Below are 24128 nucleotides of genomic sequence, written 5' to 3' on the forward strand. Positions count from 1 at the left end.
ACGGGCGACGAAATGGATCGGGGCCCGGCGCCGCCGTACCCTGGATGCTTCGCCCCACCGTCCCACCACCGCTGCGAGGTCTGCTGCATGTCCGCGTCCACCGTCGAGGCCACACGTCAGGCCGGTCGCTCCGTCTTCGCCGACCTGGAGCCGCACCTGCCGGGCGTCTCGAAGCCGATCCAGTACGTCGGCGGCGAGCTCAACTCCACCGTCAAGGAGTGGGACTGCGCCCCCGAGGGCGAGACGGTGCGCTGGGCGCTGATGTACCCCGACGCCTACGAGGTCGGCCTGCCCAACCAGGGCGTGCAGATCCTCTACGAGGTCCTCAACGAGCGCGACTGGATCGTGGCCGAGCGCACGTACGCCGTGTGGCCCGACATGGAGGCGGTGCTGCGCGAGCACGCCATCCCGCAGTTCACCGTCGACGCCCACCGCCCCGTCGGTGACTTCGACGTGCTCGGCCTGAGCTTCTCCACCGAGCTCGGCTACACCAACATGCTCAACGCCCTCGACCTGGCCGGCATCGCGCTGCACGCCGTCGACCGCGGCGAGCACGACCCGGTCGTGCTGGCCGGCGGGCACGCCGCCTTCAACCCCGAGCCGATCGCCGACTTCATCGACGCCGCCGTGCTCGGTGACGGCGAGGAGGTCGTGCTGGCGATCTCCGAGGTGGTGCGCGAGTGGAAGGGCGAGGGCCGCCCCGGCGGCCGCGACGAGCTGCTGCGCCGCCTCGCGGTGACCGGCAACGTCTACGTGCCGAAGTTCTACGACGTGGTGCACGCCGAGGACGGCTCGATCGAGGCCGTGGTGCCCAACAAGCCCGGCGTGCCGTTCCGGGTCAAGAAGCACACCCTGATGGACCTCGACGCCTGGCCCTACCCGGCCAAGCCGCTGGTGCCGCTCGCCGAGACCGTGCACGAGCGCTTCAGCGTCGAGATCTTCCGCGGCTGCACCCGCGGCTGCCGCTTCTGCCAGGCCGGGATGATCACCCGCCCGGTGCGCGAGCGCTCCATCGAGACCATCGGCGACATGGTCGAGAACGGCATCCGCAAGACGGGCTTCGAGGAGGTCGGCCTGCTCTCGCTCTCCAGCGCCGACCACACCGAGATCGGCGACGTCGCCAAGGGCCTGGCCGACCGCTACGAGGGCACCAACGTCTCGCTCTCGCTGCCCTCGACCCGCGTCGACGCCTTCAACATCACCCTGGCCAACGAGTTCTCCCGCAACGGGCGCCGCTCGGGGCTGACCTTCGCCCCCGAGGGCGGCTCGGAGCGGATGCGCAAGGTCATCAACAAGATGGTGACCGAGGAGGACCTGATCCGCACCGTGGCGGCGGCGTACTCGCACGGCTGGCGGCAGGTCAAGCTCTACTTCATGGTCGGGCTGCCCACCGAGACCGACGATGACGTGCTGCAGGTCGCCGAGCTGGCCAAGAAGGTGATCGCCAAGGGCCGCGAGGTCTCGGGCCGCAACGACATCCGCTGCACCGTCTCGATCGGCGGCTTCGTGCCCAAGCCGCACACCCCGTTCCAGTGGGCCGCCCAGCTCGACCACGAGACCACCGACGAGCGGCTCAAGAAGCTGCGCGACACGGTGCGCGAGGACAAGAAGTTCGGTCGCGCGATCGGCTTCCGCTACCACGACGGCAAGCCCGGCATCATCGAGGGACTGCTCTCGCGCGGCGACCGCCGCGTCGGGCGGGTCATCGAGCAGGTCTGGCGCGACGGCGGCCGCTTCGACGGCTGGAGCGAGCACTTCTCCTACGACCGTTGGATGGAGGCGGCCACCACCGCCCTCGCCGGCACCGGCGTCGACCTCGACTGGTACACCACCCGCGAGCGCACCATCGACGAGGTCCTGCCCTGGGACCACCTCGACTCGGGCCTCGACAAGGACTGGCTGTGGGCCGACTGGGAGGACGCCCTCGACCCCGACTCGGTCGACGTCGAGGACTGCCGCTGGACGCCCTGCTACGACTGTGGCGTGTGCCCCGAGATGGGCACCGAGATCCAGGTCGGCCCCACCGGCCAGAAGCTGCTGCCCCTCCAGGTCGTCTGACCCGGCCCGCGCCGCTGCTCAGTCGAGCAGCGGCTCGTCGAGGGGGGAGCCGTCGGCGTTGAAGAGGATGCAGGCCACCTTGTCGCCCGCGGCGGGCTCGGCGGAGTTCGTGATGGTGAGCAGATCGATCCCGGGGGCGACCAGCTCGAGCAGCTCGGGGTCGTCGAGCACCAGGCTCTGGCAGATCTCGGTGGTCGAGGCGGAGGCGTAGCGCTCGGCCTCCTCGGCGTCGAGCGTCTTGACGGCCACCACCTCGGCGTCGTGCTCGTCGGTGCAGGAGCCGACCGTGATCTGGCCGAAGCCCTCCGCGTCGCCGTCGGTCAGGTTGTCGGCGCTGATGCAGTCGCCCCGCTCCAGGTCGTTGACGTCCTTGAGCGAGCTGATGCCCAGCACCACCGCCACGACCAGCAGCGCCACCGTGGCCAGCAGGACCAGCGTGCTGATCACGATGCCGGCGATGGCCATGCCGCGACCGTGGTCGCGCCCGTCCCTGCTGCGCCCCAGCACGACCACGCCCAGCACGATCGAGACGATCGCCGCCAGGAAGGGCACGCAGAACAGCAGCGACAGCACCAGCGAGGTGATCGCCATCGCCTTCGACGGCGGCGCCTCCTGGCGCGGGTCGCCGCCCCCGGGGAACGCCTGCCCGTAGGGGTGCCCGCCCGCGGGCGGGTAGCCCTGCTCGTACGCCGGCGGCGGCTGCTGCGGCTGCGGCGGGGGCTGCTGGCCGTACGACGGCGGGTACGACGGCTGGTCCTCGGGGCCTTCGGGTGGGGTGCTGCTCATGCGGGTGCGCTCCTTCGTGCGGCGTGCTGCTCGAGCTCGTCCTCGAGCAGCAGCGGGCGGGACAGCCAGCTGGCCAGGCCCAGCATGGGTACCACGAGGACGAGCAGCAGGATCAGTGGAATGGTCCACTCGCCGGTCGCGTCGTAGAGCAGCCCCACGACGAACGGCCCGGCCGCAGCCAGCAGGTAGCCCGCGGACTGCGTGAAGGCCGAGAGCGCCGCGGTGCCCTCCGCGGTGCGCGCGCGCAGCCCGATCAGGGTGAGGATGAGCGGGAAGGTGCAGGCGCCGATCCCGGCGAGCAGCGCCCACAGCACGGCCGGACCGGCCGGCGCGACCAGCAGGCCGACGTAGGCCACCGGGTAGCAGGCGATGACCGGCAGCAGCACCCGCCGCTGGTGCTGCGAGCGGGCCAGCAGCGGCGGCAGCAGCCACGAGAGCGGGATGCTGACCCCCGCGAGCAGGCCCACGAGCGCCCCGGCGGCGGCGGGGGAGTAGCCCGCGTCGCGCCAGAGCTGGGCGAACCAGCCGAACATCACGTAGGCGTGCAGCGACTGCACGCCGAAGAAGGCCGCCATCGCGAGGCCGAGGCGGGTGCGCGCCACCTGTCCGACCGTGATCGGACCCCCGGGGGTCGGCGCCACCCGGTCGTGGCGGGCCAGCACCAGCCAGGGCAGCACCGCCAGGCCCGCGAGCACGGCCCAGGCGCCCAGGCCGCCGCGCCAGCCGCCGAGGGCCTCGGAGAGCGGCACGGTCAGCAGGAGCGCCGAGGTGAGCCCGATGGCCAGGGCGGTGGAGTAGACGGCCGTGACCGCACCGATGCGCTCCGGCGCGTGCCGCTTGACCAGCGAGGGCATCAGCACGTTGGCCATCGCCATGCCGGCCACCGCCAGCAGCGAGAGCGCCAGGAAGACGAGGTCGGAACCGGTGACGGCCCGCCCGGCCAGCCCGACCACCACCGCCACCAGGGCGGCCAGGGTGACCCGGTGCAGGCCGACCGAGGCGGCAGCGCGCGGGGCCAGCGCTCCGAAGACCGCGAAGGCCAGGACCGGCAGCGTCGTCAGCAGCGAGGCCTCGGCCGCCGACATCGCCAGCCCCGCCCGCACCTCGGCCAGCACCGGCCCGACGCTGACGGCCGCCGGTCGCAGGTTGAGCGAGAGCAGGACGAGGCCGAGCAGGAACAGCCATCCACCGCGACGAGACACCCGAGGATCGTCGCACCCGGTGCACCACCCCGGAGGTCGGGCTCGGAGGTCGGGCCCGGAGGTCGGGCCCGGAGGTCGGACGCGTGGCCGGAGAAGGTAAAGGTGCAGGTTCTTGCAGCGGACAAAGCTGAGGCGAGCAGCCGCCCCCACCGGAGGTCGTGCGGCCCTACTGTCCTGCCCACCGCGCCGACCGGCGCGGGAGCCGCGGGGCCTCCCGCGGCGACCTCATCTCTCGGGAGTCCATCCATGACAACCTCGTCATCGCGCCTGCGCCGCCTCGGCGCCGGCACCGCCGCCGCCGTCGCCCTCGCAGGCCTCGCCGCGCTCACCCCCACCTCGGCCCAGGCCGCCCCCGACCGGGCCGACCGTGCCGACCGGCCCGCGCCCGTCGTGGGCCAGGGCCGCGCCGCGGCCGTGCCGGGCGACTACATCGTCGTGATGGAGGAGCGGGCGAGCGCGGCCGACGTCGCCGACGCCCGGCGCGTCGCCCGCGACAACGGTGGCCGTGTGCAGCAGACCTACGGCGCGGCGCTCACCGGCTTCTCCGCGCGGCTCCCGCAACGCGCCGTGGAGGCGCTGCGCAACCGTCCCGGTGTCGCCTACATCGAGGCCGACCAGGCCCTGTCGATCGACGCGACGCAGACGGGGGCCACCTGGGGCCTGGACCGCATCGACCAGCGCGACCTGCCGCTCGACGGCAGCTACACCTACACGCCCACCGGCAGCGGGGTCACCGCCTACGTCATCGACACCGGCATCCTGGCCGGGCACACCGACCTGGGCGGCCGCGTGCAGTCCGGCTACACCGCGATCAACGACGGCCGCGGCACCAGCGACTGCAACGGCCACGGCACGCACGTCGCCGGCACCGTCGGCGGCACGACGTACGGCGTCGCCAAGCAGGTCACCCTGCGACCGGTGCGGGTGCTCGACTGCGCGGGCAGCGGCTCGACCTCCGGGGTCATCGCCGGCGTGGACTGGGTCACCTCCCACCACGGCGCCGGGGCCCCCGCGGTGGCCAACATGAGCCTGGGCGGCGGGGTGTCCTCGGCCCTCGACCAGGCGGTCAACACCTCCATCGCCGACGGCGTCACCTACGCCGTGGCGGCCGGCAACGAGAACACCAACGCCTGCAACGGCTCCCCGTCGCGCGTGGCTGCCGCGATCACCGTCGGCTCCACGACCAGCACCGACGCCCGCTCGTCGTTCTCCAACTTCGGCAGCTGCCTCGACCTCTTCGCACCCGGCTCCAGCATCACCTCGGCCTGGCACACCTCGACCAGCGCCACCAACACCATCTCCGGCACCTCGATGGCCACCCCGCACGTCGCCGGCGTGGCCGCCCTCTACCTCTAGGGCTCCCCGACCGCGTCGCCGAGCACCGTCGCCAGCGCGATCCTCGGCGCCTCCACCAGCGGCAAGGTCGTCGGTGCCGGCACCGGGTCGCCCAACCGCCTGCTGACTTCCCTGCTCAGCGGCACCCCGACCGAGCCGCCGGCCCCGTCGGGCAACCTGCTGGCCAACCCCGGCTTCGAGTCCGGTGCGACGGTGTGGTCGGCCAGCTCGGGGGTCATCACCAACGACTCCGGCGCCCCCGCGGCCAGCGGCTCCTGGAAGGCGTGGCTCACCGGCTACGGCACCACCCGCACCGACACCCTCACCCAGCAGGTGAGCGTCCCCTCGGCGGCGAACGCCACGCTCTCGTTCAAGCTCTACGTCAGCAGCGCCGAGACCACGACGAGCCGGGCCTACGACACGCTGAAGGTCCAGGTCGTCTCGGGGAGCAGCACCACGACGCTGGCGACCTACTCCAACCTCGACGAGGGCACGGGCTACGTCACCCGCACCCTCGACGCCTCCGCCTTCACGGGCAAGAGCGTCACGGTGCGCTTCGTCGGCACCGAGGACTCCTCCCTGGGCACCAGCTTCGTGGTCGACGACACCTCCCTGGCCACGAGCTGAGCACCACCCCCAACTAGTCCCGCACCCCGCCACCCGCACCCTGTCGCCGACCGTCCGTGGTCGGTGGCAGGGTGCGTGTCGTGCGGGAGATGAGCGCGGCGCAGCGACGGGCACGGCTGGCGCGGCGGCACGCGGTCGCCCCCGCCCACCGGGTCGGCGACGCGGTGGGCGCGACCCGGGCCGTGGTGGCGCTGCACGCCACCGAGCCGGCCACGGTGCACCTCTCGGTGCACGCCCGCGTCGACGAGGCCCCGGGCGATGAGCAGGCGGGCGGCGAGCGGGCGGGCGACGAGCCGGCCGCCGGCCTCGACCGCGCGCTGCACGTCGACCGCAGCCTGGTGCGCCAGCTGGCGATGCGCCGCACCCTGTTCGTGTTCCCGCGCGACCTGCTGGGCGCGGCGTGGGGCAGCGCGGCGGCCCGGGTCGCGCAGAGCGAGGAGGCGCGGCTGGCCAAGGACCTCGCCGCCTCCGGCGAGGTCGCCGACCCCGCGGGCTGGCTGGCGCAGACCCGCGCCGCGGTGCTGGAGGTGCTGGGGGACAGGCCCGAGGGGCTGACCGCGATCGAGCTGCGCTCGAGCGTCCCCGGTCTCGAGGTGCGCCTGGCCGGCGGGGCGACGTACGCCGGCAGCCGGGTGCTGACCTGGCTCGGCGCGCGCGGCGAGGTCGTGCGTGGCCACAACACCACCCACTGGCGACAGTCCCGCCCGCGGTGGACGCTGCTCGAGCACTGGCTCGACGACCGCCCGCCGCCGCTGGGTCCCGCCGAGGGGTACGCCGCACTGGTGCGCTGCTGGCTCGAGCGCTTCGGGCCCGCGACCGAGGCCGACCTCGTCTGGTGGCTGGGTGCCACCAAGGGCGCGGTGCGCGCCGCGCTGGGAGCCCTCGGGGCGGTCGAGGTCGACCTGGAGGGTGCCGGACGCGGCCACCTGCTGTCCGACGACCTGGAGGAAGAGCCGCCCGTGGAGCCGTGGCCGGCGCTGCTGCCGGTCCTCGACCCGAGCGTGATGGGCTGGAAGCAGCGCGACTTCTACCTCCCCGCCCACGCCGGGGCCCTCTTCGACCGCAACGGCAACGCCGGCACCACCGCCTGGTGGGACGGTCGCGTCGTGGGCTGCTGGGTGCAGGACCCCGACGGCGTGGTCGAGGTGCGGCTGCTCGACGACGTCGGTCGCGACGCCCGGGCCGGGCTGGCCGTGGAGGCCGCCCGGCTCACCCGACGCCTCGACGGCCAGCGGGTCGGCACGGTCTACCCGTCGCCGGCGATGCGGGCCGATCCCGGTGACCTCACCTACCCTGTCGTGCGTGCGTGACCAGCCCGAGCAGCAAGCCCCGCCCGTCCAGCGCCTGCGCATCCGCTACGCCAAGCGGGGGCGGTTGCGCTTCACCAGCCACCGCGACTTCTCGCGCGCCTTCGAGCGCGCGGTCTTCCGCGCCCGCGTGCCGATGGCCTACTCCTCGGGCTTCAACCCGCACCCGCGCATCTCGTACGCCGGTGCCGCCCCGACCGGCTCGGCCAGCGAGGCGGAGTACCTCGAGATCGGCCTGGCCCAGGTGGTCGACCCTGCCGACATCCACGTCGAGCTCGCCGAGGCGCTGCCGACCGGGCTCGACGTGCTCGAGGTCGTGGAGTCGCCGGGCGGGTCGCTGGCCGACCGGCTCGAGGCCAGCCGCTGGCGCCTCGACATCGAGGCGATGCCCGAGGAGTCGGCGGCCGCAGTCGCCACCTTCCTGGCCACCGAGTCGGTGCTGGTGGAGCGGATGATGAAGAAGGGGCTGCGCGAGTTCGACTGCCGAGCGGCGGTGGTCTCGCTCAGCAGCTCGCCGCGCGAGCAGGGCTCCTCCCTCGACCTGGTGCTGCGCCACGGTGTCCCCTCGGTGCGCCCCGACGACGTGCTGCGCGGCCTGGCGGCCGTCGCGGGCCTCGGGGCCGGGGCCGCCCCGCTGCTGACGCGCCTGGCCCAGGGGCCGCTGCAGGACGACGGGAACGTCGGCGACCCGCTGGCCGCGTCGACATGACGACCGCGGGGCCGTGGTGTGCGATACTCGCCACGGTCCCCGACCTGCGGTCGTACCCGACGAGGGCGCACTCCAGCGCCTGCCCTGACGGCACAGCTGCGGTCGTCGACCCGACGACGTTCTCGCCGGTCCTCCCAGCAGGAGGGCGGCACACCAGGGAACCGGTCGTCGCCAGACCGCGACGCGGCAGGCAGGCCCGGTGACAGCGAGTCCGCCACCTCCATCCGGAGGAGAGCCCGGCGACCGCGGAAGGTGATGGCCGTGACCGTGGTGACGCATACGCGGAGGGTGTCGTCGCCACCGAAGGCTTTGCGTCGCGACCGCGCTGCGGACGACGACGTCTGACGAGTCCGGCACCCGCTGGCGTGCCGGGCAGAGGAGCACCACATGCCCGACGAGACCCAGGTCGGCCAGGAGCCGACCACCTCGAAGGAAGCCCCCACCGAGGGCACCGAGGCCACCGAGGCCGCCGCGCCGAAGGTGACCACGACCACGCGCACCCGCAAGAGCGCCGCCAAGAAGGCGCCGGCGAAGAAGGCCCCGGCCAAGAAGGCCGCCCAGGCCGACTCCCCGGCCGACGCCCAGGACGGCCCCGAGGTCGCCGCCGACGCTCCTCCCGCCAAGAAGGCGACGACGCGGCGCACCACGAAGAAGGCGGCCAGCGCACCGGCGCCGGCCGACGAGCAGCTCGAGCTGGGCGACGCCGCCGAGGCGCCCGCCAAGAAGGCGCCGGCCCGGAAGACCGCGGCCAAGAAGGCACCGGCGAAGAAGGCCGCGGCCAAGAAGACCACCGCGAAGAAGGCCTCCGCCGAGGCCGAGACCTCCGAGACCTCCGCGACGCCGGAGACCACCGAGGCGCCCGCCGGCGACAAGCCGGTCGTCAAGCGGACCACCCGCCGTTCGACCACCGCGAAGGTGGCGGCACCCGCCGCCCCGACCGCCGAGACCACCGACGCCCCCGACGCCACCGACACCGAGCAGCCGGCCGAGGCCGCTGCCGGGACCGCTGGCGTCGCGCCGGTCTTCCAGGCGCCCACCGTCACCACCACGACGCGCACCCGCAGCGCCCGCAAGGCCACCCCGGCCAAGGCCGCCGAGCCCGTCGTCGCGACGCCGGCCGAGGCTGACGAGGCTGGCGAGGCCGAGGTCGAGGAGAGCGAGGAGGCCGCGACCGAGGAGTCGGGCGCCGCCACCCGCACGACCACGACCACGACCACCCGGCGCAGCCGCTCGTCGTCGGGGCGCACCGCTCGCGCCGACCAGCCGGCCGACGAGGAGCCCGCCGACAAGGCCAGCGACAAGCCCGCCGATCGGTCGGCGGCCGACACGGGTCGCGCCGCCACGGACGACGACGACAACGACGACGACAGCGACGACAGCGACGACGAGGGCCAAGGCTCCGGCACCGGGCGCCGTCGCCGCCGTCGCGGCGGGCGTCGCCGCCGCAGGTCCGGCGAGGGCGGCGGCGACAACGGCCAGAGCGCCCAGGACGACCAGCAGGACGACCAGCAGGACCAGGGTGGCCAGGACCAGGGCAGCCAGGACAAGGGCGGCCAGGACAAGGGCGGCCAGGACCGGGGCGGCCGGAACCAGGGTGGCCAGGGCCAGGGCGGCCAGGGCGGCCAGCGCAACGGCGGCCGCGGCAAGGGCGGCGGCGCCGAGCAGGGCTCCGCCGACGCCACGTCCGACGACGACACCGAGGCCAAGAAGGGCGGCGGCCAGAACGGCGGCCAGAACGGCGGCCAGGACGGTGGCCAGGACGGCGACGAGGGCGGCAGCAGCAGCTCGCGCCGCCGCCGGCGTCGGCGCCGCTCGGGCGACGACGGTGGCGAGGGCGGCGACGACCCGAGCAACACCGTCACCCGGGTGCGCAGCTCGCGCACCGGCGAGGACCAGATCACCGCGGTCTCGGGCTCGACCCGGCTCGAGGCCAAGAAGCAGCGTCGGCGCGAGGGCCGCGAGGCCGGCCGCCGCCGCGCCCCGATCGCCAGCGAGGCCGAGTTCCTGGCCCGCCGCGAGGCGGTCGACCGGGTCATGGTGATCCGCCAGCGCGACGACCTCACCCAGATCGGCGTCCTCGAGGACAAGGTGCTCGTCGAGCACTACGTGGCCCGTGAGTCGCAGACCTCGCTGATCGGCAACGTCTACCTCGGCCGCGTGCAGAACGTGCTGCCCTCGATGGAGGCCGCCTTCATCGACATCGGCAAGGGCCGCAACGCGGTCCTGTACGCCGGCGAGGTCAACTGGTCGGCGCTGGGTCACAAGGACGGCCAGCCGCGCAAGATCGAGTCGGTGCTCTCCTCGGGCCAGTCGGTGCTGGTGCAGGTCACCAAGGACCCCATCGGCCACAAGGGCGCCCGACTGACCAGCCAGGTCAGCCTGGCCGGACGCTTCCTGGTCTACGTGCCCGACGGCACCACCAGCGGCATCTCGCGCAAGCTGCCCGACACCGAGCGGGCGCGGCTCAAGGCGCTGCTCAAGGAGATCGTCCCCGACACCGCCGGCGTCATCGTGCGCACGGCCGCCGAGGGTGCCAGCGAGGACGAGCTGACCCGCGACGTCGAGCGGCTCAAGGCGCGCTGGGAGGACATCGAGAAGAAGACGAAGGGCAACGGGCCCCAGCTGCTGTACGGCGAGCCCGACCTGACCCTCAAGGTGGTGCGCGACCTCTTCACCGAGGACTTCTCGCAGCTGGTCATCGACGGCGACGACGCGTGGGAGACGGTGCAGAGCTACGTCAGCCACGTGGCGCCGGACCTCGAGGAGCGCCTGCAGCGCTTCGAGCCGGCCACCGAGGGCAAGCTCGCCGGCAAGGACGTCTTCGCCGCCTACCGGGTCGACGAGCAGATCGCCAAGGGCCTGGACCGCAAGGTGTGGCTGCCCTCGGGCGGCTCCCTGGTGATCGACCGGACCGAGGCGATGACCGTCGTCGACGTCAACACCGGCAAGTTCACCGGCTCGGGGGGCAACCTCGAGGAGACGGTGACCAAGAACAACCTCGAGGCGGCCGAGGAGATCGTGCGCCAGCTGCGGCTGCGCGACATCGGCGGCATCATCGTCGTCGACTTCATCGACATGGTGCTGGAGTCGAACCGCGACCTGGTGCTGCGCCGCATGGTCGAGTGCCTGGGCCGCGACCGGACCCGCCACCAGGTCGCCGAGGTCACCTCGCTCGGCCTGGTGCAGATGACCCGCAAGCGGATCGGCACCGGCCTGCTCGAGGCCTTCAGCGAGCCGTGCCAGCACTGCCAGGGCCGCGGCATCGTCACCCACGACCACCCGATCGAGCCCAAGAACGGCGGTGACGACGAGGGTCGTCGCAGCGGTGGTCGGCGCGGCGGCAAGGGCGGCAAGGGCGGCGACGACTCCGGCCAGCAGGGCAACCAGCAGAGCAACCAGCAGGGCGGCCAGCAGGGCGGCGGCAAGAGCGGCGGCGGCCGGGGCCGGGGTGGCAACGGTGGCGAGGACTCCTCGCCCGCCAAGGCGCCCTCGCCCAAGGACGTCGCGGCGATGGCGCGACCCGAGAACCCCGACAGCACCGACAGCACCGAGGGCACCGACAGCACCGAGAGCGCCGAGGTCGAGCAGGAGCAGCCGGAGCAGAAGCAGCCCGAGCAGAAGCAGCCCGAGCAGAAGCAGCCCGAGCAGAAGCAGGCCGAGCCCGAGCAGGCCGCGGAGCAGCCCAAAGGAGCCGAGCCGCAGCCCGCTGCGCCGGCTGAGGAGGGCGCTGGGCAGGACGAGCCGGCGCCGGCCGCCGGCACCCGGGTCGTGACCCGGACCCGTCGTCGTGCGGCGACCCGCCCCGCGGGCCAGCCCACCACGGCGGGGGAGCCCGTGGTGATGTCGGCCCCGGCCGCACAGGCACCCGCCGCAGCCGAGCCCGCAGCGGCTGCGGAGGCCCCCGTGGCCGCACCGCCCAAGGTGGTCACCCGGACCCGCGGGCGCGCAGCCAGCGCGCCGCAGACAGGTTCGGAGACAGGTGCGGGGACAGCCTCCGAGGCAGCTCCCGGCACAGCAGGGGACGGCGAGGACGACGACGTCGCCCACGTGCCCGTCAAGAAGGGCGCGCGCAAGCGCTGAGGACACCGGCGCCGGGCAGGAGCGGGCTCACGTTTTGCTCCTGTCCGGCCCCGTCCGTAGTATTGCCTCTCGGTGCGCCTACGCGTGCCGTCTCTGCGTGGCACCCCCACTGACGAGGCATCTCCTCGGAGGTGGCCCGCTAGCGGGTGGGCAGCCCCAGACCGAAGACACATCCAGAGTTCGACGAAGGAGACCGCGGTGTACGCGATCGTGCGCGCTGGCGCAACCCAGCAGAAGGTTGCCGTGGGCGACGTCATCGAGATCGACAAGGTCACGACGGCCGTCGGCGAGACCCTGACGCTCCCCGTCCTCATGGCTGTCGACGGTGAGAAGGTCACGGCCAACGGCCTCGACAAGGCCGCGGTGACCGTCGAGGTCCTCGGCGCCACCAAGGGCCCCAAGATCATCATCCAGAAGTACAAGAACAAGACCGGCTACAAGAAGCGCCAGGGTCACCGCCAGAAGTACACCCAGGTCAAGGTCACCGACATCTCGCTCTGAGCCCCGGCTCGAGCCTGCTGCAGGCCCTCCCGAACGAATCCAGGACTAAGGAACACGACATGGCACACAAGAAGGGTGCGGCGTCCACCAAGAACGGCCGCGACTCCAACTCCCAGCGCCTCGGCGTCAAGCGCTTCGGCGGCCAGCTCGTCAACGCCGGCGAGATCATCGTGCGCCAGCGTGGTACCCACTTCCACCCGGGTTCCAACGTGGGCCGCGGTGGCGACGACACCCTGTTCGCCCTCGAGGCCGGTGCCGTCGAGTTCGGCACCCGCCGCGGCCGCAAGGTCGTCAACATCGTCCCGGGCGAGTGACCTGAGGCGACCACGTCTGCGCCGGTCCTGACCGGCAGCTGTCCAGGAGGGCGCCCCCACCCGGGGCGCCCTTCGGGCATTTCTGCACCATCCTGAGCAGCACCCCCAGCAGCACCCCCAGCAGCACCCCCAGCAGCACCCCAGCCCCGAGGAGCACCCCATGGCCGTCCCCACCTTCGTGGACCGCGTCACGCTGCACGTCAGCGCCGGCCGCGGCGGCAACGGCGTCGCCTCGGTGCACCGCGAGAAGTTCAAGCCGCTCGGCGGCCCCGACGGCGGCAACGGCGGGCCCGGCGGCTCGGTGATCCTGCGCGTCGCCACCGACGTCACCACGCTCCTGGACTACCACCACAGCCCCAAGCGCCGCGCCGAGCACGGTGGGCACGGCGCCGGCGACCACCGCAACGGCGGCCACGGCTCCGACCTGGTCCTGCCCGTGCCCGAGGGCACCGTGGTCAGCGACAAGGAGGGCAACGTGCTGGCCGACATGGTCGGGCCCGGCACCGAGCTGGTCATCGCGCAGGGCGGTCGCGGCGGCCTGGGCAACGCCGCGCTGGCCTCCTCCAAGCGCAAGGCGCCCGGCTTCGCGCTGCTGGGCGAGCCCGGCGACGAGCTCGAGATCGTCCTCGAGCTCAAGGTGGTCGCCGACATCGGGCTGGTGGGCTTCCCCAGCGCCGGCAAGTCGAGCCTGATCGCGGCGATCTCGCGGGCGCGGCCCAAGATCGCCGACTACCCCTTCACCACCCTGGTGCCCAACCTGGGCGTGGTCACCGCCGGTGAGCTGACCTTCACCGTGGCCGACGTGCCCGGGCTGATCGAGGGCGCCAGCGAGGGCCGTGGCCTGGGCCACGACTTCCTGCGCCACGTCGAGCGCTGCGCGGCGATCGTGCACGTCATCGACACCGCCTCGATCGAGCCGGGCCGCAACCCGCTCGACGACCTCGACGTGATCGAGAACGAGCTCGCGCGCTACGGCGGTCTCGAGGACCGCCCCCGCCTGGTGGCGCTGAACAAGGTCGACGTGCCCGACGGGCGCGACCTGTCCGACATCACCATCGACGACCTGCGCGAGCGCGGCCTGAAGGTCTTCCCGATCTCGGCCGCCTCCGGCGAGGGGCTGCGCCAGCTGACCTTCGCGATGGGCGAGATCGTGGCAGCCGCCCGCGCCGAGAAGGAGGTCGTCGAGGCCCAGCGGATCGTGCTGCGACCGCCCAGCGCCGACGGCGGCGACGACTTCACCATCAAGGAGACCGGCGAGGGCTGGCGGGTGCGCGGGGCCAAGCCCGAGCGCTGGGTGCGCCAGACCGACTTCAGCAACGACGAGGCCGTCGGCTTCCTCGCCGACCGCTTCAACCGCCTCGGCATCGAGGAGCGGCTCGTGCGGATGGGTGCCGTCGAGGGCGACACCGTGCTCATCGGGCACCCCGACAACGCCGTGGTCTTCGACTTCCAGCCCGGCATCGAGGCCGGCGCCGAGATGCTCGGTCGCCGCGGCGAGGACCAGCGCTTCGACGACTCCCGCCCCGCCGCCCGCCGCCGCCGCGAGATCGACGAGGCGATGGAGGGCCGCGAGGAGAACGAGACCCGCGCCGACGTGGCCCGCCGCCTCGACACCACCAGCCCCGCCAAGCAGAAGCGTGGCGGGGCCAGCGGCCCGAAGTCGTACGAGATCGGCACGCCCTCGGACCCCGACTGGGAAGAGTCGGACCCCGGCGTGGGCCAGGACCGCGAGTGACGTCGCGATGAGCCTGCGCCCCGAGGTCACCGGGGCCCGACGTGTCGTCGTCAAGGTGGGCTCCTCGTCGCTGACCACCGCCGCCGGCGGGATCGACCCCGACCGGCTGCGGGCGCTGGTCGACGTGCTCGGCGCCGCGCGCGAGCGGGGCGTCGAGGTCGTGCTGGTCTCCTCGGGCGCGATCGCCGCGGGGCTGGCGCCGCTCGGCCTGCGCCGGCGCCCCTCGGGCCTGGCCGCCCAGCAGGCCGCGGCCTCGGTGGGCCAGGGGCTGCTGGTGCACCGCTACACCGAGGAGCTGCGCCGCCACGGGCTGATCGCGGGACAGGTGCTGCTGACCGTCGACGACGTCACCCGTCGCGCGCACTACCGCAACGCCTCGCAGACCTTCACCCAGCTGCTCGACCTGGGGGTGCTGCCCATCGTCAACGAGAACGACACGGTCGCGACCTCCGAGATCCGGTTCGGCGACAACGACCGGCTCGCCGCGCTGGTGGCGCACCTGGTGCACGCCGACCTGCTGGTGCTGCTCTCCGACGTCGACGGCCTGTACGACGCCGACCCGCGCACCCCGGGCAGCCGGCTGCTCGCCGACGTGCACGGCCTCGACGACCTCGACGGCGTGCGGATCGGTCGCACCGGCGCCGCGGGCCTGGGCACCGGCGGGATGGAGACCAAGGTGCAGGCCGCCCGCATCGCGACCGGTGCGGGCATCCCGGTGGTGCTCACGGCCGCCGACCGCGCGGCCGAGGCCGTGGCCGGCGAGCCCGTCGGCACCCTGTTCCACCCCACCGGCAAGCGTCGCCCCAAGCGGCTGCTGTGGCTGGCGCACGCGACCGAGCCGCTGGGCACCCTGCACCTCGACGAGGGGGCGGTGCGCGCCGTGGTCGAGCGGCGGGCCTCGCTGCTGGCCGCCGGTGTCACCGGGGCGAGCGGGGTCTTCCAGGCCGGCGACCCCGTCGACCTGGCCGGTCCCGACGGCACCGCGGTCGCGCGCGGGCTGGTGAACTTCGACGCCGAGGAGGTGCCCCGGCTGCTGGGGCGCTCCAGCCACGAGCTCAAGCAGGAGCTCGGCGCCGCCTACGAGCGCGAGGTCGTGCACCGCGACGACCTGGTCCTGCTCTGAGATGAGCGTGCGTCGCGCCGTCTGGTGGGTGCTGCTCCTCGCGAGCCTCCTGCCCGCCCTCACCCTCACCGTGCTGCGGCTGGGCGCCTGGGAGGCCGGCCTGGCCATCCGCCTGGTCTCGTTCACGCCGTACGCCGTCGTGGCCTACACGGTCGCGCTGGTGCTGCTGCTCGTGGTGGCTCGGCGCCGCCCGGCGCCCCGGGTCGGGGCGCTGGGCGTGGTCGCGGCGCTGGTGCTGCACGGCTCGTGGCTGGCGCCGCTGGTGACCGGGGCCCCGGCGGCCGGCGGCGCGGGCCAGGCCGCGGCCGACGAGCGGGTCGTGGTGATGAGCAGCAACCTGCTGATGGGGCGCGCCGACACCGCCCAGGTGGTGCGCGCCGCCGTCGACGCCGACGTCGACCTGCTGGTGCTGCAGGAGGTGACGGGCCGGGCCCTGGCCGGGCTCGACAGTGCCGGCCTCGACGAGCTGCTGCCGCACCGGATCGGCTTCCCGGCCACCGGCGAGCGCCCCTTCGCCGACACGGTCGGCACCATGGTCTTCGCCCGCGAGCCGCTGGGGGAGCCGCGCCCGCTCGGCACCGTGCTGCAGTCGTGGGAGGTCGAGGTCGACGGGCTGGTGCTGCTCGCGGTGCACCCCTCGGCGCCCACCGACCCCGACGGCTGGGTGCGCGACCACGCCCTGCTGCGCGAGGCCGCCCGCGAGAGCGACGCCGACCTGGTGGTCGGCGACCTCAACGCCACCCTCGACCACGCCCCGCTGCGCCGCCTGGTCGACGACGGCTACCGCGACGCGGTCGAGGAGAGCAACAGCGGCTGGCAGCCCACCTGGCCGGCCAACGGGCTCTTCGTCGGCCTGCCGGGGCCGCTGGTGCAGATCGACCACGTGCTGACCGGGCCGGGGCTGCGCGCGGCCTCCGCGCGCACCCTGCCCGTCGACGGCACCGACCACCGTGCGCTGCTGGTCGAGGTGCTGGTCGAGGCACGTAGGCTGAGCCGGTCATGAGCACGCCCGTCTACCTCGACCACGCAGCGACGACGCCGATGGTGCCCGCCGCGCTGGAGGCGATGACCGCGCACCTGGCCACCGCGGCCAACCCGTCCTCGCTGCACGCCTCCGGGCGCCGGGCCCGCCGGGTCGTCGAGGAGTCCCGCGAGACCATCGCGCGAGCCCTGGGCTGCCGGCCCGGCGAGGTGGTGCTGACCTCGGGAGGCACCGAGGCCGACAACCTCGCGGTCAAGGGCATCTACTGGTCGCGCCGGGCCGCCGACCCGCGCCGCGTGCGCATCCTGACCACCGCGGTCGAGCACCACGCGGTCCTCGACCCGCTCGACTGGCTGGCCGAGCACCACGGCGCCGAGGTCGAGCTGCTGCCCGTCGACGCCGACGGCCGCCTCGACCTCGCGGCCCTGCGCGCCAGCATCGAGCGGGACCCCGCCGGCGTGGCCCTGGTCTCGGTGATGTGGGCCAACAACGAGGTCGGCACCCGCCAGCCGGTCACCGACGTGGTGGCGCTGGCCGCCGAGCACGCGATCCCCGTGCACACCGACGCCGTGCAGGCCCTCGGCGTGCTGCCCGTCGACTTCGCCGCCTCCGGGGTCGACGCGATGACCGTGACCGGGCACAAGGTCGGCGGCCCCCACGGCGCCGGCGCGCTCGTCGTACGCCGCGAGGTCGGGGTGGTCCCGCTCGTGCACGGCGGCGGCCAGGAGCGCGACATCCGCAGCGGCACCCTCGACGCCCCCGCGATCGCCGGCTTCGCCGCCGCGGTCGAGCTGGCCGTGGCCCGCCAGGCCGAGCACGCGGCGCGGATGGCGGGCCTGCGCGAGCGGCTGGTCGCCGGGGTGCGCGAGGTCGTGCCCGACGCGGTGCTCAACGGCCCCGGCCCCGACGCCTGGGACGCCGAGCGGCTGCCCGGCAACGTGCACCTGTCCTTCCCCGGCTGCGAGGGCGACTCGCTGCTGATGCTCCTCGACGCCCGCGGCATCGAGTGCTCCACCGGCTCGGCCTGCTCGGCCGGCGTGCCGCAGGCCTCCCACGTGCTGCTGGCGATGGGCCGCGAGGACGCCGCGGCCCGCAGCTCGCTGCGCTTCTCGCTGGGCCACACCTCCACGGAGGACGACGTGGCGGCCGTGGTCGAGGCCATCGGCCCCTGCGTCGAGCGGGCCCGCGGGGTCCGGTTCTGATGCGGGTCCTGGCCGCGATGTCGGGCGGCGTGGACTCCGCGGTCGCCGCTGCCCGCGCCGTCGAGGCCGGCCACGACGTGACCGGCATCCACCTCGCGCTCTCGCGCAACCCGGCGTCGTACCGCTCGGGCGCGCGGGGCTGCTGCACCATCGAGGACAGCAACGACGCGCGCCGCGCCGCCGACGTGATCGGCATCCCGTTCTACGTCTGGGACATGTCCGAGCGCTTCCACGAGGACGTCGTGGAGGACTTCATGGACGAGTACGCCGCCGGGCGCACCCCCAACCCGTGCCTGCGCTGCAACGAGAAGATCAAGTTCGCCGCGGTCCTCGACAAGGCGCTCGCGCTCGGGTTCGACGCCGTCGTCACCGGGCACTACGCGCAGCTGCGCACCGGCGCCGACGGGCTCGTGGAGATGCACCGCGCCCTCGACCACGGCAAGGACCAGTCCTACGTGCTCGGGGTGCTCGACCAGCGCCAGCTGCAGCACTCGCTCTTCCCGCTCGGCGGCTCGACGAAGACCGACGTGCGCGCCGAGGCGGCCGAGCGCGGCCTGCTGGTGGCCGACAAGCCCGACAGCCACGACATCTGCTTCGTCGCCGACGGCGACAACGCCGGCTGGCTGCGCGAGAAGCTCGGCGACCGGGCCCCCAACCACGGCGGCGCCGTGGTCGACGACGCCACCGGTGAGGAGCTCGGGCGCCACGAGGGCACCTACGGCTTCACCATCGGCCAGCGCAAGGGTCTGCGGATCGGCCGGCCGGCGCCCGACGGCAAGCCGCGCTTCGTGCTCGACATCGAGCCGGTCACCGGCACCGTGCGGGTCGGCCCGCGCGAGCGGCTGGCCGTGCACCGGCTGCGCGGCATCCGGCCGCGCTGGTGCGGCACCCGCCCCACCCGTCTCGACGGCCCCGAGGTGAGCGTGCAGCTGCGCGCCCACGGGGCCGAGCTGCCCGCGCGGGTGGTCGTCGGCGGCGAGGGCGTCGACGTCGAGCTGGACGAGCCGGCGTACGGCATCGCGCCGGGGCAGGCGGTCGTCGTCTACGACGGCAGCCGGGTCGTCGGCTCGGCCACCATCAGCGAGACCGGGGGAGAGTCATGAGTGTGCTGGCGACCGCGATCGGGTCGATGCCCGGCGACGAGACGACGGGTGCGGGCTACCGCGAGGCGGTCAAGGTCGTGCTCGACCAGCTGCCCGACCTCGCGGCCGTGCCCGAGCAGCCGGGCCGCGGCCCCGCCGCCACCATGACCGGGCGCACCCTGGCCGTCGTCGCGGGGCTCGACGTCGATCTGCAGCCCGCCGGGTGGCGGCTCACCGGCGGCTCGGGCAGCCCCGGCCTCGACCACCGCCGCACCCGCAGCCTGCTCGGCCAGGACCTCGACGCGCTCGAGGAGCTCGGCCAGGGGTACGCCGGTGTCGTGAAGCTGCAGGTCGCCGGTCCCTGGACGCTGGCGGCCACCGTGGAGAAGCCGCGCGGCGACCTCGTGCTCGGCGACCACGGGGCGCGACGCGACCTCGCGGAGGCGCTGGCCGAGGGCCTGCGCGACCACGTGCGCGACGTGCGCCGCCGGATGCCGGCGGCGGCCTCCCTGGTCGTCCAGCTCGACGAGCCGGCGCTGGCCTCGGTGCTGGCCGCGGCGGTGCCGACCGCGTCGGGCTTCGGGCGGCACCGTGCCGTGCACCCGCCCGAGGCCTCCGCGCTGCTCGAGACGGTCATCGGTGCCGTCGTCGCCGAGGGCGCGGAGCCCTGGGTGCACTCGTGCTCGGCCGGCACCCCGCTGGCCCTGCTGCGCGGCGCCGGCGCCCGCGGGCTCCTGGTCGACGTCGACCGGCTGGCCGCCGCCGACCACGACGTGCTCGCCGAGGCGCTCGAGGCCGGTGACGTGGTCGTCCTGGGGCTGGTCCCGAGCACCGACCCCCAGGGGGCCGTCAGCGACACCGCCCTGACTCAGCGCATCGTGCGCTGGCTCGACATGCTCGGCCTCGACCCCACCTCGGGCCGCCTCGGCGTCTCGCCGACCTGCGGCCTGGCCGGGGCGTCGTACGACTGGTCGCGGCGGGCGCTGGCGCTGAGCCGCACCGTCGCCGACAACCTGGCGAACCTGGGGTAGCCCGGCCCGTGCGGTTTCCCCGGGTACCCGGGGAACCCGGACGAGTGACCCCCCAGGGTCGTCGGAGGGGCTCCGGAGGTGCCAGGTGGGTCACTGGACCACCACGAACCGGTGCAGCTCGGGCCGGCACCGACTGGCTGCCTCCCGCAGCCGGCGCCCCACCAGGCCCGGGGTGCGCAGGTCGGCGCCCACGAACTCGACGTACTCCAGGCCCACGCCCCGGAACGCCGCGTGCCGACGCGCGTCGGCGGTGTGCCTGGCCCGGCTGCGGTGCACCTCGCCGTCGAACTCGCCCACCAGGCCCAGCTCCACGTCGAGCAGGTCGGGCATGCCGACGAACGCCCCGTCGAGGTCGCGGACCACGGGGTTGCGCAGCGGCTCCGGCAGCTCGCTCTCGCGCAGCCAGCGGCGCAGCAGCCGCACCTCCATGGGCGAGCGGGCGTCGTCGACGCTGCGGGCCAGCGCCGCCAGCACGAAGCCCTTGTGCCGCACCCCGCGCCGCGGCCCGAGCCAGTCGCGCAGCCCGGCGGCCGAGCAGACCCGGGCACCGAAGGCCATGCTCAGCGAGACCGCCGCCTCGTCGAGCGCCTCCTCCCACGCCTCGAGACCGGTCCCGGGCGCGGGGACGTGGCGCCGGGCCTCGTCGAGCAGGGCACGCTGCGCTCCCACCACGCGTACGCCGCCGCGCAGCACCACGTCGGCGGGCGCGACCCGCGCGCGCTGCACCACCACGCCCGCCCCGGGACGCAGCCGGTCGGTGCCCGCGAGCAGCGGCACCGGCAGCGGCGTACGCCCGTCGGGCGCCAGGCCGTCGAAGAACGCGGCGCCCCACCAGCGCAGCGCCGCCCACCCGGTCACGGCTCCTGTCCCGAGGCGCGCGGACTGCTCCAGGACCCGCTGCTCCACCGTCGTCGCGGTCGCGGCCGGCACGTAGAGGCCGGGGGCGCAGCGTCGCCACTGCGACCCGCGGGCCTGTCCCCGGGTCGGGCCCTGCCGACCACGGGGGTCGACCGGTCGTGGCACGACCAGGTCACAGGGGACCGGGAGCTGGAGGGTGAAGTCGGCAGGCACCTGCTGGGCCTGCCCGCCGGGCTGGAGCCCCAACCAGGGGCACGGCGGCCTGTGGAGAACCCCGCAGGTGGGCAGGGCTGGGGTCGAGTGACCGCCCCGGCACCCCGGAGGAGCGCCCCGGGGTGCCTGGCGGGTCACTGGATCGGCTTCCCCGGGTACCCGGGGAAACCGCACGCCCCAGCCGCACCCCGAGGGTGTCCGCGGCACCGGGCAAGATGTCCCCATGAGCGACCCCACCCCGCCCGGAGACGAGGCCCGCGAGGAGCACCGCCGCCTGGCGGAGGAGATCAACGACGCGCGCTGGCGCTACTACGTGCTGGACAGCCCGACGATCGACGACGCCGACTTCGACGCCCGGATGCGGCGGCTGGAGGAGCTCGAGGAGGCCTACCCCGAGCTGCGCACCCCCGACTCGCCGACCCAGCAGGTCGGGGGAGCGGTGTCGACGCTGTTCACCGCGGTCGACCACCTCGAGCCGATGCAGAGCCTCGACAACGCCTTCTCCTTCGAGGAGCTGCAGGCCTGGCACGACCGGCTGCGCCGCGACGGCGTCGACGACCCGGCGCTGCTGTGCGAGCTGAAGGTCGACGGGCTGGCCATCAACCTGCTCTACGAGCAGGGCCGGCTGGTGCGGGCGCTGACCCGCGGCGACGGCCGCACGGGCGAGGACGTGACGCCCAACGTGAAGACGATCGACACCATCCCGCACCGCCTCACCGGCACCGACGACTTCCCGGTGCCCGAGCTGGTCGAGGTGCGCGGCGAGGTGTTCCTGCCGGTGGCTGCCTTCGAGCGGCTCAACGAGGCGATGACCGAGGCCGGCAAGCCGGTCTTCGCCAACCCGCGCAACGCCGCGGCCGGCTCGTTGCGCCAGAAGGACCCCCGGGTCACCGCCACCCGCGCGCTGGGCATGGTCTGCCACGGCGTCGGTGCGCGCCGCGGCTTCGAGCCGCTCTCGCAGTCCGAGGCCTACCGCGCGCTGCAGGCGTGGGGGCTGCCCACCAGCGAGCGCGCCACGGTGCTGTCCACCCTCGCGGAGGTCGAGGAGCTCATCGCCCACCACGGCGAGCACCGCCACGCCGTCGAGCACGAGATCGACGGCGTGGTGGTCAAGGTCGACGCGGTCAGCGACCAGCGCCGCCTGGGCTCCACCAGCCGCGCGCCGCGCTGGGCGATCGCCTTCAAGTACCCGCCCGAGGAGGTCAACGCCGAGCTGCTCGACATCCGCGTCAACGTCGGGCGCACCGGGCGCGTCACGCCGTACGGCGTCATGGTGCCCACCCGGGTGGCCGGCTCGACCGTCGAGAACGCCACCCTGCACAACGCCCACGAGGTGCGCCGCAAGGACGTGCGCCCCGGCGACACCGTGATCCTGCGCAAGGCCGGCGACGTGATCCCCGAGATCCTCGGCCCGGTGCTGGCGCTGCGGCCCGAAGGCCTGGAGCCCTGGGTGATGCCGACGCACTGCCCCGCCTGCGGCACCGAGCTCGCCGAGCAGAAGGAGGGCGACAAGGACCTGCGCTGTCCCAACCACGAGCAGTGCCCCGCCCAGGTGCGCGAGCGGGTCTTCCACGTCGCGGGGCGCGGGGCCTTCGACATCGAGGGGCTGGGCTACGAGGCGGCCTCGGCGCTGCTCGACGCGGGCGTGATCACCAACGAGGGCGACGTCTTCGCCCTCACCGAGCAGGACCTGCTGCGCACCGAGCTCTTCACCCGCGCCGCCAAGCGCACCGAGACCGACCGGGCCACCGACGGCCGGGTGCTCTCGGCCAACGGCCAGCGGCTCCTCGACCACCTCGACCGGGCCAAGCAGGTGCCGCTGTGGCGGGTGCTGGTGGCGCTGTCGATCCGCCACGTCGGGCCGACGGCGGCCCGCGCGCTGGCCCAGGAGTTCGGGTCGATGCAGCGGATCCGCGAGGCGGGGGAGGAGGAGCTCGCCGCCGCCGAGGGCGTGGGCCCGACCATCGCGAGCGCCGTCATCGAGTGGTTCGACGTCGCCTGGCACCGGCGCATCGTGGAGGCATGGGAGGCGGCCGGCGTGAGCATGGCCGACGAGCGTGACGAGTCGGTGCCGCGCACCCTCGAGGGCCTGACCATCGTGGTGACCGGCTCGCTGGTCGACTTCAGCCGCGACTCGGCGAAGGAGGCGGTGCTGCTGCGCGGCGGGAAGGCCGCGGGGTCGGTCTCGAAGAAGACCGACTTCGTCGTGGTCGGCGACAACGCCGGCTCGAAGGCGGACAAGGCCGAGCAGCTGGGGGTGCCGGTCCTCGACGAGGACGGGTTCAAGGCGCTGCTCGAGCAGGGTCCCCCGGAGGCCTGAGCGGCCTGAGCGGCCTGAGCGGCCTCCGGGAGGACCGGCGGCTCAGGCGGCCAGCTTGGCGCCGACGCTGAGCACCCGCTCGACGAGGTGGTCCATCGCCGCGTGGTCGTCGTCGGTGAGCTCGGAGGAGGCCCCGGTGACCTTGCCGACGCCGTAGGGGTTGCCGTCGGTGAACTTGACCGGGTCGGTGTAGCCCGGGGGCACGATGATGCCGCCGAGGTGCACGAAGGTGGTCAGCATCGAGAGCAGCGTGGTCTCCTGGCCGCCGTGGGCGGTCTGGCTCGCGGTGAAGCCTGCGTAGACCTTGTCGGCCAGCTTGCCCTCCGCCCACAGCGGGCCGAGGGTGTCGATGAAGGACTGCAGCTGGCTGGTCACGCTGCCGTAGCGGGTGCCGGAGCCGAGCAGCACGACGTCGGCCCACTCCAGGTCGGCCGGCTCGGCGACCGGGCGGTCCGCGACCTCGGCGCGGTGCGCGGCCCAGCCCTCGACGGAGGACCAGACCTCCTCGGGCGCGGTCTCGGCGACGTGGCGCAGCCGCACCTCGGCGCCGGCCTTCTCGGCGGTCTGGGCGGCGCGCTCGGCGAGGGCGTGCACGCTGCCGTAGGAGGAGTAGTAGACGATCGCGATCTTGGTCATGCGGAGACTCCCGGTGAGGTCGAGGAA

20 protein-coding genes are annotated in these 24128 nt (G+C 74.3%); 15 read left to right on the forward strand and 5 right to left on the reverse strand.

Annotation, left to right across the window (positions count from 1 at the left end; genetic code table 11):
• Positions 1–87 precede the first annotated feature (87 nt).
• Positions 88–2058 carry a TIGR03960 family B12-binding radical SAM protein gene (locus QWJ41_RS03760; RefSeq protein ID WP_302705829.1) on the forward strand — a complete coding sequence of 657 codons (1971 nt, stop codon included), beginning with the start codon at positions 88–90 and terminating at the stop codon, positions 2056–2058.
• 18 nt (positions 2059–2076) lie between these two features.
• Here QWJ41_RS03760 and QWJ41_RS03765 read toward each other — a convergent pair whose 3' ends face one another.
• Both QWJ41_RS03765 and QWJ41_RS03770 read right to left on the reverse strand, forming a co-directional pair.
• A complete protein-coding gene (locus QWJ41_RS03765) occupies positions 2077–2844 on the reverse strand; it encodes a DUF4190 domain-containing protein (RefSeq protein WP_302705830.1) in 768 nt (255 codons plus the stop codon).
• Positions 2841–4046 (reverse strand): MFS transporter, encoded by a 1206-nt coding sequence (locus tag QWJ41_RS03770; protein ID WP_302705831.1) that lies wholly within the window; start codon positions 4044–4046, stop codon positions 2841–2843. The genes QWJ41_RS03765 and QWJ41_RS03770 overlap by 4 nt, the downstream gene beginning before the upstream one ends.
• 246 nt (positions 4047–4292) lie before the next feature.
• Here QWJ41_RS03770 and QWJ41_RS03775 point away from each other — a divergent pair, with 246 nt between their 5' ends.
• Complete coding sequence (locus QWJ41_RS03775) at positions 4293–5402, forward strand: S8 family peptidase (RefSeq protein WP_302705832.1); 1110 nt, start codon at positions 4293–4295, stop codon at positions 5400–5402.
• Here the strand turns inward: QWJ41_RS03775 and QWJ41_RS03780 are convergent.
• Positions 5399–5620 carry a hypothetical protein gene (locus tag QWJ41_RS03780; RefSeq protein WP_302705833.1) on the reverse strand — a complete coding sequence of 74 codons (222 nt, stop codon included), beginning with the start codon at positions 5618–5620 and terminating at the stop codon, positions 5399–5401. The two genes, QWJ41_RS03775 and QWJ41_RS03780, sit on opposite strands and share 4 nt — an antisense overlap.
• Here QWJ41_RS03780 and QWJ41_RS03785 point away from each other — a divergent pair.
• From QWJ41_RS03785 to QWJ41_RS03840, 12 genes are all read left to right on the forward strand, one after another.
• Positions 5595–6008: a hypothetical protein gene (locus QWJ41_RS03785; RefSeq protein WP_302705834.1), complete on the forward strand. Its 414-nt coding sequence runs from the start codon at positions 5595–5597 to the stop codon at positions 6006–6008. The two genes, QWJ41_RS03780 and QWJ41_RS03785, sit on opposite strands and share 26 nt — an antisense overlap.
• Before the next feature lie 89 nt (positions 6009–6097).
• Positions 6098–7318: a winged helix DNA-binding domain-containing protein gene (locus QWJ41_RS03790; protein WP_302705944.1), complete on the forward strand. Its 1221-nt coding sequence runs from the start codon at positions 6098–6100 to the stop codon at positions 7316–7318.
• Positions 7311–8024: a TIGR03936 family radical SAM-associated protein gene (locus QWJ41_RS03795; RefSeq protein ID WP_302705835.1), complete on the forward strand. Its 714-nt coding sequence runs from the start codon at positions 7311–7313 to the stop codon at positions 8022–8024. Before QWJ41_RS03790 ends, QWJ41_RS03795 begins: the two co-directional genes overlap by 8 nt.
• A 387-nt stretch (positions 8025–8411) precedes the next feature.
• Positions 8412–12104 carry an Rne/Rng family ribonuclease gene (locus QWJ41_RS03800; RefSeq protein ID WP_302705836.1) on the forward strand — a complete coding sequence of 1231 codons (3693 nt, stop codon included), beginning with the start codon at positions 8412–8414 and terminating at the stop codon, positions 12102–12104.
• 198 nt (positions 12105–12302) lie between these two features.
• Entirely contained in the window at positions 12303–12605 is a 303-nt protein-coding gene (gene rplU / locus QWJ41_RS03805) for a 50S ribosomal protein L21 (RefSeq protein WP_179615856.1), read from the forward strand.
• Positions 12606–12664: 59 nt separating this feature from the next.
• The gene (gene rpmA / locus QWJ41_RS03810; protein ID WP_179615857.1) at positions 12665–12919 is read left to right on the forward strand and encodes a 50S ribosomal protein L27; all 255 of its coding nucleotides are present in this window, start codon (positions 12665–12667) and stop codon (positions 12917–12919) included.
• 160 nt (positions 12920–13079) lie between these two features.
• The gene (obgE, locus tag QWJ41_RS03815; protein ID WP_302705837.1) at positions 13080–14654 is read left to right on the forward strand and encodes a GTPase ObgE; all 1575 of its coding nucleotides are present in this window, start codon (positions 13080–13082) and stop codon (positions 14652–14654) included.
• A gap of 7 nt (positions 14655–14661) precedes the next feature.
• Positions 14662–15777, forward strand: a complete 1116-nt coding sequence (gene proB / locus QWJ41_RS03820; RefSeq protein WP_302705838.1) for a glutamate 5-kinase — start codon at positions 14662–14664, stop codon at positions 15775–15777.
• A 1-nt stretch (position 15778) separates the two neighbouring features.
• The gene (locus QWJ41_RS03825; RefSeq protein WP_302705839.1) at positions 15779–16780 is read left to right on the forward strand and encodes an endonuclease/exonuclease/phosphatase family protein; all 1002 of its coding nucleotides are present in this window, start codon (positions 15779–15781) and stop codon (positions 16778–16780) included.
• On the forward strand, positions 16777–17961 hold the full coding sequence (locus QWJ41_RS03830; protein ID WP_302705840.1) for a cysteine desulfurase family protein: 1185 nt from the start codon (positions 16777–16779) through the stop codon (positions 17959–17961). Before QWJ41_RS03825 ends, QWJ41_RS03830 begins: the two co-directional genes overlap by 4 nt.
• Positions 17961–19064, forward strand: coding sequence for a tRNA 2-thiouridine(34) synthase MnmA (mnmA, locus tag QWJ41_RS03835; protein WP_302705841.1), 1104 nt, complete (start codon positions 17961–17963; stop codon positions 19062–19064). Before QWJ41_RS03830 ends, mnmA begins: the two co-directional genes overlap by 1 nt.
• Entirely contained in the window at positions 19061–20074 is a 1014-nt protein-coding gene (locus tag QWJ41_RS03840) for a uroporphyrinogen decarboxylase/cobalamine-independent methonine synthase family protein (RefSeq protein ID WP_302705842.1), read from the forward strand. Before mnmA ends, QWJ41_RS03840 begins: the two co-directional genes overlap by 4 nt.
• A 90-nt stretch (positions 20075–20164) precedes the next feature.
• On the opposite strand, the gene QWJ41_RS03845 is transcribed toward QWJ41_RS03840, so the two are convergent.
• Positions 20165–21145: a hypothetical protein gene (locus tag QWJ41_RS03845; RefSeq protein WP_302705843.1), complete on the reverse strand. Its 981-nt coding sequence runs from the start codon at positions 21143–21145 to the stop codon at positions 20165–20167.
• 223 nt (positions 21146–21368) lie between these two features.
• On the opposite strand from QWJ41_RS03845, the gene ligA reads away from it, so the two are divergent.
• Entirely contained in the window at positions 21369–23465 is a 2097-nt protein-coding gene (ligA, locus tag QWJ41_RS03850) for an NAD-dependent DNA ligase LigA (protein WP_302705844.1), read from the forward strand.
• Positions 23466–23507: 42 nt separating this feature from the next.
• Here the strand turns inward: ligA and wrbA are convergent, their stop codons facing one another.
• Positions 23508–24101 carry an NAD(P)H:quinone oxidoreductase gene (gene wrbA / locus QWJ41_RS03855; protein ID WP_302705845.1) on the reverse strand — a complete coding sequence of 198 codons (594 nt, stop codon included), beginning with the start codon at positions 24099–24101 and terminating at the stop codon, positions 23508–23510.
• Between the last annotated feature and the right edge of the window lie 27 nt (positions 24102–24128).

Source organism: Nocardioides cremeus, assembly GCF_030518195.1.
GTDB lineage: Bacteria > Actinomycetota > Actinomycetes > Propionibacteriales > Nocardioidaceae > Nocardioides > Nocardioides cremeus.

Coding starts and splice junctions, on each gene's coding strand:
- QWJ41_RS03780 (WP_302705833.1), bottom strand. CDS start 5,620: ATGACCCCCGAGCTGGCCGACCACACCGTCGCACCGGACTCGAAGCCG.
- mnmA (WP_302705841.1), top strand. CDS start 17,961: ATGCGGGTCCTGGCCGCGATGTCGGGCGGCGTGGACTCCGCGGTCGCC.
- QWJ41_RS03790 (WP_302705944.1), top strand. CDS start 6,098: ATGAGCGCGGCGCAGCGACGGGCACGGCTGGCGCGGCGGCACGCGGTC.
- ligA (WP_302705844.1), top strand. CDS start 21,369: ATGAGCGACCCCACCCCGCCCGGAGACGAGGCCCGCGAGGAGCACCGC.
- QWJ41_RS03765 (WP_302705830.1), bottom strand. CDS start 2,844: ATGAGCAGCACCCCACCCGAAGGCCCCGAGGACCAGCCGTCGTACCCG.
- QWJ41_RS03760 (WP_302705829.1), top strand. CDS start 88: ATGTCCGCGTCCACCGTCGAGGCCACACGTCAGGCCGGTCGCTCCGTC.
- obgE (WP_302705837.1), top strand. CDS start 13,080: ATGGCCGTCCCCACCTTCGTGGACCGCGTCACGCTGCACGTCAGCGCC.
- QWJ41_RS03825 (WP_302705839.1), top strand. CDS start 15,779: ATGAGCGTGCGTCGCGCCGTCTGGTGGGTGCTGCTCCTCGCGAGCCTC.
- QWJ41_RS03830 (WP_302705840.1), top strand. CDS start 16,777: ATGAGCACGCCCGTCTACCTCGACCACGCAGCGACGACGCCGATGGTG.
- QWJ41_RS03800 (WP_302705836.1), top strand. CDS start 8,412: ATGCCCGACGAGACCCAGGTCGGCCAGGAGCCGACCACCTCGAAGGAA.
- proB (WP_302705838.1), top strand. CDS start 14,662: ATGAGCCTGCGCCCCGAGGTCACCGGGGCCCGACGTGTCGTCGTCAAG.
- wrbA (WP_302705845.1), bottom strand. CDS start 24,101: ATGACCAAGATCGCGATCGTCTACTACTCCTCCTACGGCAGCGTGCAC.
- rpmA (WP_179615857.1), top strand. CDS start 12,665: ATGGCACACAAGAAGGGTGCGGCGTCCACCAAGAACGGCCGCGACTCC.
- QWJ41_RS03775 (WP_302705832.1), top strand. CDS start 4,293: ATGACAACCTCGTCATCGCGCCTGCGCCGCCTCGGCGCCGGCACCGCC.
- QWJ41_RS03840 (WP_302705842.1), top strand. CDS start 19,061: ATGAGTGTGCTGGCGACCGCGATCGGGTCGATGCCCGGCGACGAGACG.